The sequence below is a fragment of the Listeria farberi genome (assembly GCF_014229245.1).
In the GTDB taxonomy this organism is placed as follows: Bacteria; Bacillota; Bacilli; order Lactobacillales; family Listeriaceae; genus Listeria; species Listeria farberi.
Genome location: NZ_JAARZJ010000012.1, coordinates 46,379 through 58,194, shown reverse-complemented (window position 1 = coordinate 58,194; position 11,816 = coordinate 46,379). Strand labels below are relative to the sequence as shown.

Annotated in this window: 16 protein-coding genes and 1 riboswitch; of the genes, 15 read left to right on the top strand and 1 reads right to left on the bottom strand. The window is 38.8% G+C overall.

The genetic code is table 11. From position 1 onward, the window contains the following. Positions 1-13: 13 nt before the first annotated feature. From HCB45_RS11470 to HCB45_RS11435, 8 genes are all read left to right on the top strand, one after another. Positions 14-298, top strand: a complete 285-nt coding sequence (locus tag HCB45_RS11470; protein ID WP_003719393.1) for a BMC domain-containing protein — start codon at positions 14-16, stop codon at positions 296-298. 166 nt (positions 299-464) lie between these two features. Then, positions 465-1,220, top strand: coding sequence for a cobalamin adenosyltransferase family protein (locus tag HCB45_RS11465; protein WP_185607697.1), 756 nt, complete (start codon positions 465-467; stop codon positions 1,218-1,220). A gap of 12 nt (positions 1,221-1,232) precedes the next feature. Further along, a complete protein-coding gene (gene eutD, locus HCB45_RS11460) occupies positions 1,233-1,874 on the top strand; it encodes an ethanolamine utilization phosphate acetyltransferase EutD (protein WP_185318530.1) in 642 nt (213 codons plus the stop codon). Beyond that, the gene (locus HCB45_RS11455; protein ID WP_185318531.1) at positions 1,871-2,443 is read left to right on the top strand and encodes a TIGR02536 family ethanolamine utilization protein; all 573 of its coding nucleotides are present in this window, start codon (positions 1,871-1,873) and stop codon (positions 2,441-2,443) included. The genes eutD and HCB45_RS11455 overlap by 4 nt, the downstream gene beginning before the upstream one ends. Before the next feature lie 14 nt (positions 2,444-2,457). After that, on the top strand, positions 2,458-2,727 hold the full coding sequence (locus tag HCB45_RS11450; protein ID WP_003721582.1) for a EutN/CcmL family microcompartment protein: 270 nt from the start codon (positions 2,458-2,460) through the stop codon (positions 2,725-2,727). Further along, a complete protein-coding gene (locus HCB45_RS11445; RefSeq protein ID WP_185619956.1) occupies positions 2,720-3,265 on the top strand; it encodes an ethanolamine utilization microcompartment shell protein in 546 nt (181 codons plus the stop codon). The genes HCB45_RS11450 and HCB45_RS11445 overlap by 8 nt, the downstream gene beginning before the upstream one ends. A 15-nt stretch (positions 3,266-3,280) precedes the next feature. After that, complete coding sequence (eutH, locus tag HCB45_RS11440) at positions 3,281-4,402, top strand: ethanolamine utilization protein EutH (protein ID WP_003761804.1); 1,122 nt, start codon at positions 3,281-3,283, stop codon at positions 4,400-4,402. After that, a complete protein-coding gene (locus HCB45_RS11435) occupies positions 4,395-4,838 on the top strand; it encodes a EutQ-related cupin domain-containing protein (RefSeq protein ID WP_185607699.1) in 444 nt (147 codons plus the stop codon). The genes eutH and HCB45_RS11435 overlap by 8 nt, the downstream gene beginning before the upstream one ends. Before the next feature lie 44 nt (positions 4,839-4,882). Here the strand turns inward: HCB45_RS11435 and HCB45_RS11430 are convergent, their stop codons facing one another. Beyond that, positions 4,883-5,434, bottom strand: a complete 552-nt coding sequence (locus HCB45_RS11430; protein ID WP_185619954.1) for a helix-turn-helix transcriptional regulator — start codon at positions 5,432-5,434, stop codon at positions 4,883-4,885. Between the two features lie 313 nt (positions 5,435-5,747). Between HCB45_RS11430 and cblT the strand changes: the two genes are divergently transcribed. The 7 genes from cblT (at position 5,748) to HCB45_RS11395 (ending at position 11,811) form a co-directional block, all read left to right on the top strand. Then, a complete protein-coding gene (gene cblT, locus HCB45_RS11425; RefSeq protein WP_009934281.1) occupies positions 5,748-6,242 on the top strand; it encodes an alpha-ribazole transporter in 495 nt (164 codons plus the stop codon). Beyond that, a riboswitch (cobalamin riboswitch) is annotated at positions 6,224-6,413 on the top strand. Its footprint overlaps the gene before it by 19 nt. 161 nt (positions 6,414-6,574) lie before the next feature. Continuing rightward, positions 6,575-7,933 carry a cobyrinic acid a,c-diamide synthase CobB gene (locus HCB45_RS11420; RefSeq protein WP_185619952.1) on the top strand — a complete coding sequence of 453 codons (1,359 nt, stop codon included), beginning with the start codon at positions 6,575-6,577 and terminating at the stop codon, positions 7,931-7,933. Then, complete coding sequence (gene cbiB, locus HCB45_RS11415; RefSeq protein ID WP_185619950.1) at positions 7,930-8,877, top strand: adenosylcobinamide-phosphate synthase CbiB; 948 nt, start codon at positions 7,930-7,932, stop codon at positions 8,875-8,877. Before HCB45_RS11420 ends, cbiB begins: the two co-directional genes overlap by 4 nt. Positions 8,878-8,889: 12 nt before the next feature. Beyond that, the gene (locus HCB45_RS11410; protein ID WP_185619948.1) at positions 8,890-9,522 is read left to right on the top strand and encodes a cobalt-precorrin-8 methylmutase; all 633 of its coding nucleotides are present in this window, start codon (positions 8,890-8,892) and stop codon (positions 9,520-9,522) included. Positions 9,523-9,537: 15 nt separating this feature from the next. Next, complete coding sequence (gene cbiD / locus HCB45_RS11405; protein ID WP_185619946.1) at positions 9,538-10,659, top strand: cobalt-precorrin-5B (C(1))-methyltransferase CbiD; 1,122 nt, start codon at positions 9,538-9,540, stop codon at positions 10,657-10,659. Beyond that, positions 10,656-11,252: a cobalt-precorrin-7 (C(5))-methyltransferase gene (locus tag HCB45_RS11400; RefSeq protein WP_185619944.1), complete on the top strand. Its 597-nt coding sequence runs from the start codon at positions 10,656-10,658 to the stop codon at positions 11,250-11,252. Before cbiD ends, HCB45_RS11400 begins: the two co-directional genes overlap by 4 nt. Beyond that, the gene (locus HCB45_RS11395; RefSeq protein WP_185619942.1) at positions 11,242-11,811 is read left to right on the top strand and encodes a decarboxylating cobalt-precorrin-6B (C(15))-methyltransferase; all 570 of its coding nucleotides are present in this window, start codon (positions 11,242-11,244) and stop codon (positions 11,809-11,811) included. Before HCB45_RS11400 ends, HCB45_RS11395 begins: the two co-directional genes overlap by 11 nt. Positions 11,812-11,816: the final 5 nt, after the last annotated feature.

The following is an 11,816-nucleotide window of genomic DNA, read 5'->3' as shown; positions in this document are numbered from 1 at the left end:
GAGGAATTTTAAAATGGCAAACGCAAACGCATTAGGTATGATCGAAACTAAAGGTTTAGTAGGAGCAGTAGAAGCAGCAGACGCAATGGTGAAAGCAGCTAACGTAACACTTATGGGTAAAGAACAAGTTGGTGGCGGTCTAGTAACAGTTATGGTTCGCGGCGATGTTGGCGCAGTGAAAGCAGCAACAGATGCAGGCGCAGCAGCAGCAGAACGCGTTGGTGAATTACTATCTGTACACGTAATTCCACGTCCACACAGCGAAGTAGATGCTATTCTACCAAAAAGTGCTGAATAAGAAGAAATTTTAACATAAATCAGGAAAAAAGCGTGAGCGTAAGGCATAAGGGTTCCATCAGACTCAGAAATTGCCCGAAACTTCCGCTTTTTACCGGATTTAAGCAAGACAAAGCTTCCCATCATTACTAACACCAATTGTAAATGGGATAAAAGGATGTGGTTCTTTGGCTATTTTGACAGAAGATGAGTTACGAAAAGCCTACTTACACACCGATTTAAAAACAAAGAAAAAATTAGATATAAAAAAAGGGACGATTATTACTCCATCAGCTAAGAGTTTCTTATCTGAAAAGAAAATTGACCTGCATTATATTGAAGCAATTCCAGAAAAAAAAGTAGTAGTGGAGCCAGTGAAAAAAGAAACTACTAGAGCAAAATTCCAAACGATTTATGGTGGAGCATTAGATGAGAAGCCTGAACATATGACGCATTTGCGTGGTAACCTGCTTGTGTTTAAAGACCATCCGCAAATCGCTTTCCGCGGAAAATTAGATACACTGGAAGCTGAAATTCTGGAAACCCAATGTTCCGTTGCAGCTGAGTTTAAAGATCTTGCGGAAGATTTACAAGAAATCCTCACCTTTGTAAGAAATATTGTACGATCGGAAGTTTTAAACGAGCAAATCGAATCAGTACATTTGCTTGGCATGGACGAAAAAGAGCTGCGGGAACGTAGTCATAATCCGAAAAAATACTACCAAATGACACATTTTATGCCTGATTATACGATGGGGAATGCAGTCATTCGATTAAACAAATTAAGAACGATGGTTCGTGAAACGGAATTAACCGCTTTTACAGCATTTAAGGAAGCCGATTATTCCATTAAACGACCAGACATCATTCAAGCGCTCAACCGATTATCTAGTTTATTCTGGATACTGATGTTCCGCGTAAGAACTGGTGAATATAAAAAGTAAGGAGGCTTATTCATGAATAATGAGTTAATAACAAGCCTTATTGAAGAAGTCACTCGCCGTGCATTACTTGAAACTGGCGTAGAAGTAGAAGCATCCGGTCGTCACGTCCATTTAGATCGTGAGACAGTTGATGCACTTTTTGGACCTGGGTATGAACTTACTCATTTCCGTGACCTATCTCAACCGGGTCAATATGTTTGTAAAGAAAGAATTAGTATCGTTGGACCAAAAAGCGTTATTCATAACGTAGTAATCCTTGGGCCAATCCGTAAGAAAACACAAGTAGAAATTAGTGCTACAGACGGTACGGCGCTTGGTATTAAAGCACCAGTCCGCGAAAGTGGAGACATAGCCGGTACACCAGGAATTTTACTATTATCTGCTAAAAATAGTGTTCAATTAACTGAAGGACTTATTGTTGCAAAACGCCATATTCATATGACGCCAGAAGATGCAGCAAAACAACATGTAACACAAAGTGAAATTGTTCAAGTGAAAATTAATGGCGACAGACCACTGATTTTCGATGATGTGGTCGTTCGAATTAGCCCTGATTTTGCTACATATATGCATATTGATTACGACGAAGCCAACGCATGCGGCTTTAAAAAGGGAATTCGAGGTCAAATAATTAAGAAAACAAAGGCTGAATGAGCATGGAAATAGAAGCGCTCATAAAAGCCGTCACTGAGGAAGTCATGAGACGATTGCAACTTCCAGAGAAAAAAATGATTATTATGGGACAAGATTCAGAACACACTCTCAGACAGTGTTATCTAAAAGAATATCAAGTTTCGCTTTATGATCGTTCTGAACGCGAATGTGACGTTTTATTACTGGAAGAATTAGACATCGCTGAATTAGCTCGAATCAGTTTATTTGCACCAATGAATAAAAAAGAACAATTTATTACAGAGCATCTTTTAGCAGGGCGGCCTACTTGGATTATGAAGAGTGGAATCAAAGCGCATGCTTACAAACGTTCCGCTAAATATGGTATCAGACAACTTTTTCAAGAATACGAGGAGAAACTGAGCCGTTTTGGTGTCGAATTTATCGAAAGCCCGGTAAAAGAGACCAAAGAAAGTAAAGTCATCACCGAACAGGATGTTGAAAAACTTACTAAGAACAAAAGTGAATTCATTTTGCCTAAAGGAAGTTTCTTAACACCACTTGCAAAAGATTATTTACAGGAAAACCGAATTAGCATTAAAGAAAGTTAGGAAGGAAGAGCGGCATGCAAATTGGAAAAGTTACCGGGAGTTTATGGGCGACAAGAAAAGACGAAAAACTGAATGGTTTAAAACTACTACTAGTAGAAATTTGTACCGATGAAACGGAAGATGTAAGACATTCCATAGTGGCAGCTGATAATGCCGGAGCAGGAAACGGCGATCTTGTGCTTGTTACAACTGGTAGCGCAGCACGAGCATCTACTGGGGACAATACAATTCCAGTGGATGCATGTATCGTTGGCATTATCGACTCGGTAGAACGTTATGGCTGAACAGTCCTTAGGTATTCTTGAACTCAGGAGCATAAGTAAAGGTTACGAAATGGCCGATGTTTTTTTAAAAGCAGGTAATGTAACTTTATTTACTTTTCGTCCGACATGTCCTGGTAAATTTTTGATTATTTTGCAAGGTGCTTCCGGTGAACTTACTAGTGCGATGCAAGATGCAAAAGAAGAAGCAGGAAAATTTCATGTTTCTTCTTATATTTTGCATATGGCGCACGAAGAATTACTTGCTTTTCTAAACAATAAACACCCTAAAGTCGATGTTGATGCAGTAGGAATTATCGAAATCAGTCAATTGGGTGCTGGGCTAAATGCAGTCAATGAAGCGCTAAAAAAATCAGCAATTCATTTAAAACGCATGACACTTGGTGCTTCGATTGGTGGGAAATTTGTGGCTGTTTTTACAGGGGAAGTTAGTGCTATTCAAGAAGGGATGCGGATTCTAATTGAAACTGCCGAACCAAAAAAGGTGATACATCATACGGTCATTCCTTCTCCTAATGAACTTTTAAAACGCTATCTATAGAATGGAGGAACACTTTTGAGCATTAATGAAATTATTATTTATTTAATGGTAATCTTTATGATTCTTGGAGCCATTGACAAAATTATCGGCAACAAATTTGGCTTAGGAGCACAATTTGAAGAAGGTATTATGGCAATGGGATCGCTAACGCTAGCAATGGTCGGGATTATTACCTTAGCGCCAGTTTTAGCGAAAATTTTAAGCCCGATTGTTGTACCAATTTATACAGCGCTTGGGGCTGACCCAGCAATGTTTGCTACAACGTTACTTGCGAATGATATGGGTGGTTTTGCGCTAGCTCAAGAACTTGCGCTAACGCCTGATGCTGGTCTTTTTGCAGGAGCTATTTTAGGCTCAATGATGGGACCAACCATTGTTTTCACGATTCCAGTAGCACTTGGAATTATTAAAAAAGAAGACCATAAATACCTAGCGACTGGTGTACTTTCTGGAATTATTACGATTCCAATCGGTTGTTTAATCGGTGGGCTTGTAGCTGGATTTTCACCAATCATGATTTTCAAAAACTTAGTACCAATTCTTCTTGTAGCTGTACTTATTATGTTAGGTCTTTGGTTCAAACCAGAAGGCATGATTAAAGGCTTTACGATTTTCGGAAAAGGGGTAGTAATTGTTGCTACTATCGGACTTGTGGCTGGAGCTATTCAACAACTTACTGGATTAACTATTATTCCAGGAATTGCACCAATTGGCGAAGGTATCGAAATCGTTGGTGGTATTGCATTAGTTCTAGCAGGAGCTTTCTGTTTAGTTTTTGTTATTACGAAAGTGTTCAACAAACCACTTATGAAAATGGGTAAATTACTTGGTATGAATGAAGTTGCAGCGGCTGGTATGGTTGCTACACTTGCAAATAGTATCCCAATGTTCCAAATGCTAAAAGATATGGATGAGCGCGGTAAAATTATTAACGTTGCTTTTGCCGTATCTGCGGCCTTTGTTTTAGGGGATCATCTAGGTTTCACAGCTGGGGTTGCTCAAGATATGATTTTCCCGATGATTGTCGGAAAACTTGTCGGAGGAGTAACTGCCGTAGCTGTCGGTATCTATATGGCTAACCGAATGATGAAGAAAAATAAAGCAAAAGAACAAACGGCGGTGAAAGATAATGGCTGATATTAGTAAAGAATTAATTGAGCAGCTAGTAAAACAAGTTGTCTTAGAAAAAATGGGTCAAAGTTCCAAACACGTTGATCCAAGTGGTATTTTATCGGTGAAACTGCCTGTAGTAAAAGTTTCAGAGGAAGATCGATTAGATACAGGAAATCCTAGCGATGTTGTTTATACAAAAGACTTAGTAACACTAGAAGAAAGTAAACGTCTAGGTTTTGGTCTAATGGAAATGAAAAATACAACTTTCGATTGGTTCTTGGATTATGATGAAGTAGACTATGTTATTGAAGGTAGACTAGATGTTGTCATAGATGGCAGAACCGTTTCAGCAGGACCAGGAGAAATTATTTTCATTCCTAAAGGTAGCCAAATCAAGTTTTCCGTAACTGGTGAAGCAAGATTTATTTATGTTACTTATCCGGCTGATTGGCAGTCATAATAATAACAAAAAACGATTTCGGCTTTAACGGCTGAAATCGTTTTTTATTTTAAGGAGTCGCGGTATTCTTTTGGTGTCATATCAAATTCTTTTTTAAAAACTTTACAAAAATAGCTTGCCCTTGAAAAACCTAAATTTTTAGCAATTGTATGGACCGCCCAGTCGCTTTTTTCTAGTTGTTCCTTTGCATAGCGCATTTTTTGTTCGTTGACGTAATTAATAAAATTAATATTTAATTCGTTTTTAAATAATTTACTTAAATAAAACGGGCTTAAATAGACGTAATTAGCAACTTCTTCTAACGTGATGGAGCGATGAATATTTTTTTTAATGTAACGAATAGCTTGCTTGATTTCTTTATGCTCTCCGCCAGTTTTGTTGGCACTCGTAGTTTCTTTTTTAGGTTGTTTTTGTTTTTCATGTGCAGAGTAATAATCGCTTAGAACATCTAGCACTTCAACTGTTTCAAGTGAATGAAGTAGGGCGGAGTGATCTGGATTTTTTTTATGAAAGTCTTCCTGAATTTGTTGTGTAAATTGATTTTCAACTTGATTCGTCATAAGTGGTTGAATATTGATTACTTTTTCTTTTTCCAAATGCAATTCCTCCTCCTTTTCTACTTGCACTAATTATACCATAAAATCGCTTTAAATAACGTTTAATCCTGCATTTTAAATAGAACAATAAATTCTTTTTTATAACAAAATATTGTCATTTTTTAAGTCTCAAAAATAGAAATTGAGAAATAGTTCACACTGGTGGCTATTTTTGCTATATAAAACAGAAAAAAACAGATTTTAAAACCTTGCACTATTTTGCTTTTAGTAGGCTGAGTGAGCTTGTACCAGTGGTTTAACAGGGATATAATGAAATGGAAATAACGCTTTCATGAGAGGGTGATCTTTTCAATTGAAAATTCAAAAATTAGTATTATGTGCGATGTTGATTGCAATGTGTGTAATTGGCGCGAACATAAAATTAATGGGTTCTGTCGCATTTGACGCAGCTCCAGCTTTTATTGGAACATTGCTGCTTGGTCCGATGTACGGCGCAGTGCTTGGGATTTTTGGTCATTTAACATCAGCATTACTTGCGGGATTTCCGCTGACACTACCGATTCATTTGATTGTTGCTGGAATGATGGGCGTAACGATGATAGCTTACGGATTTACGCGCCAAAAACTAGCTGAAAAAAATCAACTAGTTGCGATTAGTGTATCTAGTATTGTTGCTTTTGTTTTTAATTGTCCATTATCATTACTTGCACTTTATCCATTAATGCATCAAGCGGTGTTTGTTTTATTCCCAGTGCTTGCTATTGGTTCGGTTTGTAACATTTTTGTCGCAGAAGTCGTTTACCAAGTATTGCCAGAACGCTGGAAAAGACGAATTGCCGGGTACTAAACAACTAAATAGGTGAATATATTAATCCGGGAAAGAGGTGAAAATCCTCTACAGGCCCTAGCTACTGTAATACGGACGAAAGCCAAATATATGTCACTGGAAGAAATTCCGGGAAGACTGGTGAGTAGGATGATGTTAAGTCAGGAGACCGCTTTTATATTCAATATCCAAAAACAACTTCTAAGGGAGCGAGTTGTCTTGATTAAGTAGATTTTCACGATGGGGAAGTTTCTTTGTGCTACAAGGAAATAGCTTATTTGCGTAAATCTCAAAAAGACGCCAATGTTCCGTTTGGCGTCTTTTTTTATGGCTAAAGTGAAAGGTGAAAAAAGATGAACAAAATTTTGTTTGCAGCTGCATCAAGTGGCACCGGTAAAACAACGATCACACTTGGAGTTATGCACGCGCTTAAAAAAAGAGGTCTGCGAATTCAACCATTCAAAGTAGGACCAGATTATATTGATACGAACTACCATCAAGCGATAACTGGGGTAGCTTCCATTAATTTAGATAGCTTTCTGATAGATGATGATACGATGCTTGCTACTCTTTTTCAAAAACACGGAGAGTCTGCTGATATTTCCGTCATTGAAGGTGTGATGGGGCTATTCGATGGACTTGGCATTGACCGTGATAATGCGAGTACATCTTTTATTGCCAAATGTACGAAAACACCCGTCATTTTAGTCGTGGATGGCAAAGCGATTTCGACTTCTGCTGCGGCAATTGTCGATGGTTTCAATCGTTTTGATCCTGAGCTAGCAATTGCTGGTGTGATTATTAATCGCGTTGCTTCAGAAAACCATTTTTCATTAATTAAAGGCGCGATTGAGTGTTATACGGATGTGCCTGTTTTAGGGTATTTGCCGAAAAATGCGGCAGTGGCACTTCCAGAACGACATCTTGGGTTAGTGCCGCAAGAAGAAATGACGGAGTTAGAAACAAAATGGGAATTACTTGGAGATTTGATTACGAAACATGTTGATTTAGATAGGCTTTTAGAGATTAGTAAGTCTAGTGCAAATTTAATGATACCTCCAGCTAAGATAAAATTGCCGGATTTTTCGGGTCTGCGAGTTGCTTATGCGCTTGATGAGGCATTTCATTTTTACTATCAGGATAACTTGGATTTAATTCGTTCAACAGGAGCCGTGCTGATTCCGTTCAGTCCGCTAGCGGAAAGCGAAGTTCCAGAAGCTGATCTTATCTATATTGGTGGAGGCTTTCCAGAAGTTTTTGCGGAGCGGCTCGCGAAGAATAAGGCAATGCGCGAATCGATTTTGGCGGTGCATGAAAAAGGCAAGCCTATCTATGCCGAGTGTGGCGGATTGATGTATCTTGGTTCGAGCTTAGAAGTGGAAGATGAATCCTATGAAATGGTGGGGGTTTTTGATGGGGTTAGCAAAATGACAGCGCGGCTTCGGAAGTTTGGCTATTGTATCGCGGAACCTTTAGAAGATACACTACTTGGCAAAAAAGGGACAGCTATTCGCGGTCACGAATTCCATCATTCTGTTTTTGAAACGACTGAAAAAGCTTGTATGAAACTTTCAAAAAAACGTGACGGTGAAATAGTCAAAGAGTGGCGTGGGGGTTATCAAAAAGGCAATACTTTTGCCAGTTATCTCCATATCCATTTCTACCAAAATCCGGCCATTTTAATGCAGATGTTTGGAGCTGTAAAGAGATGATCGTACTCTTTTATACCATATCGTTTATTTTAGATTTCTTACTAGGCGATCCTTACAGCTGGCCTCATCCTATCAAAGCAATTGGTAATCTTATTCAATTATTAACGAACGTTTTGCGGGAAATTTTTCATGGTAAATCACTGTATTTTGCTGGAGGGCTATTATTCATTCTTACAGTTGGAATGACAGGGATTGTTTCGTGGCTCCTCCTTTATATTAGTGCAAAAATTGCTTTTTGGCTTTATGCGGCGGTGTTTATTTATTTAGGATATACGACACTTGCGATGACTTGTCTTGCGCAGGAGGCTCGGAAAATTCAGCGAAAACTCGCGGATGGAGATTTAGAAGCGGCTAGAGTACAAGTTGGGATGATTGTTGGTCGAGATACAGACAAGCTCACGGCAGAACAAATCAGTAAAGCCACCATTGAAACCGTGGCGGAAAATACAGCAGACGGCGTTGTAGCACCATTATTTTATTTATTCATAGGAGGTCCTGTACTAGCCCTAATGTATAAAGCCGTGAACACACTTGATTCGATGGTCGGTTATAAAAATGAAAAATATCGCGCCATTGGTTTTGTTTCCGCAAAAATGGACGATTTGGCCAATTTCATTCCAGCAAGGCTATCTTGGTTTTTCCTTGTGATTGCGAGTTTTATTTTGAAGTATGATGGACGCGCTGCATGGCGGATAGGGCTTCGTGACCGGAAAAATCATACGAGCCCCAATTGCGCATATCCTGAAGGCGCGGTAGCAGGAGCACTTGGGATAACACTTGGTGGCACCCATGAGTACTTCGGCGAGACAGTAGTTAAACCAATTATCGGCAGTGGAACAAAAGCAGTTACAGAAAAAGAAATCAGTCAAACAATTCACTTATTATACACAGCTTCCATTATTGCTTTTCTAATTTTTATCAGTATACATTTAATACTATTTTAAAGGAGTGGCACAATGAACTACATTAAAAATCCAGCCAAAATTGAAGAGAAAAGTTTTGAAATCATTCAACAAATTATTGACGATATCCGACCAGATTATACATTTCAAAACAAACTTGAGGAAGCCATTATCAAACGTGCGATACATACAACAGCAGATTTTGATTACTTGGATAGCCTCGTTTTTCAACAAGACGTTATTAAAAAAATTATTCATGTTCTTCAAAATAAAGGAACCATTTTTACAGATACTAATATGGCGCTTAGTGGTATTAATAAACGTCTTTTAGATGAACTTGGCTGTAGTTATCACTGTTATGTGAGTGATCCTGAAACGATGGAAATTGCTAAACAACATGGCATTACGCGCTCAATGGCCGGGATTAAACTTGCTTCTTTAAAAGATGGGCCGAAAATATTTGTCCTAGGGAACGCGCCAACAGCGGTTTATAAAATTATCGAAATGACAAAAAGTGGACAATTACAAGCAGATGCGGTCGTTGCAGTGCCTGTCGGGTTTGTCGGGGCAGCTGAATGCAAAGAAGAAATTCTTGAAACCGACATTCCAGCAATTGTCGCTCGTGGCAGAAAAGGCGGTAGTAACCTTGCCGCGGCAATCATTAATGCAATCTTGATTACGATGTAAAGAAGGCGACGAGCAATGGAAGATTTTATTTATTATAATGGCAAAAAATATCGTAAAGGCTATACAACTGGAACGTGTGCAGCTGCCGCGGCTAAAGCGTGTGTCGAAATGATAGAAAACCAAGAAGAAGTAAGCGCGGTTAAAGTCACAACAACAGGTGGAACTATTCTTGAAATCCCCGTTGCGTATCAACAGTTTTCAGAAAAAAAAGCAACTGCAGCTGTTCAAAAAGATGGCGGCGATGATATTGATGCGACACATGGCATGTGGATTTTTGTTGATGTCGAATTAACAGATAGTCCGGAAGTTACTTTAGATGGCGGCGTTGGAATTGGTCGCGCAACACAAAAGGGTATTTCGGTTGAAGTGGGTGAAGCAGCAATTAATCCGGCTCCAAGGAAAAACATTCTAGCTACAGTGCGCGAATCACTTGGCAAAAATCGTGGCGCAACCATTTTAGTATATGCTCCTGAAGGGGAAGAACGCGCGAAACGAACAATGAATAGCAACCTCGGTATTATCGGCGGGATTTCCATTTTAGGAACGACAGGAATTGTCACGCCGATGTCGGATGAAGGATGGAAAAAATCATTATCAATGGAGCTCGAAATGAAACGGAACCAAGGACTTGACCAAATTATTCTTGTTCCCGGCAATTACGGAGATGATTTTGTTCAAAATACGCTTGGTTTTGCGAGTGATAACATCGTTTCAATGAGTAATTTCGTTGGCTACATGTTGAAAGAAACCCAACGACTCGCATTTAAGAAAGTATTGATGGTTGGGCATTTTGGCAAATTAGTGAAGGTTTCAGCTGGTATTTTTACGACCTATAGCAAAGATGCGGATGCGCGGGCAGAAATCTTGGTTGCTAACTTGGCTTTACTCGGCGCACCATTATCACTTTTACAAGAAGTAGAGAAGTGCAATACGACAGAGGCTGCAGGCGAATTAATTGAAGCTGCAGGTTTTACTCAAGTTTATGAGGTAATCGCACAAAAAATCAAAGCAAGATCAGAACGCTTCTTGAAATTCACTAAGCCAAGTGTGGAAATTGATGTCGTTACATTTTCAACTGAACGAGGCTTACTTGCCGCAACGAAAGATATAGAAGTATTGCGGGAGGAATGGCGATGATTACAGTGGTTGGAATCGGACCAGGAGATACGAACTTGCTAATAAACGCAGCAAGAGAAGCTTTATCTTCAGCAAATTCAGTGTATGGATCGAAAAGACAATTACAAGAAATAGCGGAATTAACAACTGCAACGTGCCTATTGTTACCGAAAAAATTAGCAGATTTAAAAAATATTCCTCATCAAAATAAAAATGTTGTGATTTTAGCATCAGGTGATCCACTGCTCTACGGGATTGGCAACTGGGCGATGACAAATTTTTCAGAAGATATTCATATTATTCCGGGAATCAGTGCAATCCAGATGATGTTTCACCAAATCAAACTGCCGATGAATGATTGTTTTATAACGAGCAGCCATGGTAAAATACCAGATTTCGATTTTCTGCTCAAACATGAAAAAGTCGCAATGGTAACAGATTCCATTATTGGACCATACGAAATAGCTACTGAAATCTCAAAACGAAATCTTAAAAAAATCATGTTTATAGGTGAAAATTTAAGCTCAACAGAAGAACGAATTCATAAGCTAAGACCAGAGAAAGTTGAAGAAAAATACGATATGAATGTTGTGGTGATTGTTGATGAAAGATGACGTATTTATTCGCGGAAAAGTTCCGATGACAAAAAGCGAAGTGAGAGCTATAAGTATTGATTTACTCGGATTAGATAATACCAGTAAAAAACTGCTAGATGTGGGCGCTGGAACTGGAAGCGTTGGACTTCAAGTAGCTTATAATTTTCCACACATCAAAGTTACTGCAATTGAACGGAATAAAGAAGCGGTGGACTTAATTAAACAAAACCAAGCCAAATTCGGCGTAGAAAATGTAGCAGTCATCGAAGCATATGCACCATTCGAATTACCTCAGGAAGAGAAATTTGATGCTATTTTTATTGGTGGTAGTGGTGGGAATTTAACCGATATTATCGACTGGTCGTTAGTCCATTTGAAACTAGACGGTCGCTTGGTACTTAATTTTATTTTATTAGAAAATGCCTTACAAGCAATGAACCATTTAGAAAAATCACCAGTGAGCGAATTAACAATGAAACAAATTCAAGTTTCGAGTTGGCATAAACTTGGGGCAGGTCATTATTTTGAACCACAAAATCCAACCGTCATTATCGGCTGTAAAAAACTAGAGGAGTGAAGAAA

Coding starts and splice junctions, on each gene's coding strand:
- HCB45_RS11435 (WP_185607699.1), top strand. CDS start 4,395: ATGGCTGATATTAGTAAAGAATTAATTGAGCAGCTAGTAAAACAAGTT.
- HCB45_RS11450 (WP_003721582.1), top strand. CDS start 2,458: ATGCAAATTGGAAAAGTTACCGGGAGTTTATGGGCGACAAGAAAAGAC.
- HCB45_RS11470 (WP_003719393.1), top strand. CDS start 14: ATGGCAAACGCAAACGCATTAGGTATGATCGAAACTAAAGGTTTAGTA.
- HCB45_RS11400 (WP_185619944.1), top strand. CDS start 10,656: ATGATTACAGTGGTTGGAATCGGACCAGGAGATACGAACTTGCTAATA.
- HCB45_RS11455 (WP_185318531.1), top strand. CDS start 1,871: ATGAGCATGGAAATAGAAGCGCTCATAAAAGCCGTCACTGAGGAAGTC.
- HCB45_RS11420 (WP_185619952.1), top strand. CDS start 6,575: ATGAACAAAATTTTGTTTGCAGCTGCATCAAGTGGCACCGGTAAAACA.
- cbiB (WP_185619950.1), top strand. CDS start 7,930: ATGATCGTACTCTTTTATACCATATCGTTTATTTTAGATTTCTTACTA.
- HCB45_RS11445 (WP_185619956.1), top strand. CDS start 2,720: ATGGCTGAACAGTCCTTAGGTATTCTTGAACTCAGGAGCATAAGTAAA.
- eutD (WP_185318530.1), top strand. CDS start 1,233: ATGAATAATGAGTTAATAACAAGCCTTATTGAAGAAGTCACTCGCCGT.
- cbiD (WP_185619946.1), top strand. CDS start 9,538: ATGGAAGATTTTATTTATTATAATGGCAAAAAATATCGTAAAGGCTAT.
- HCB45_RS11410 (WP_185619948.1), top strand. CDS start 8,890: ATGAACTACATTAAAAATCCAGCCAAAATTGAAGAGAAAAGTTTTGAA.
- HCB45_RS11395 (WP_185619942.1), top strand. CDS start 11,242: ATGAAAGATGACGTATTTATTCGCGGAAAAGTTCCGATGACAAAAAGC.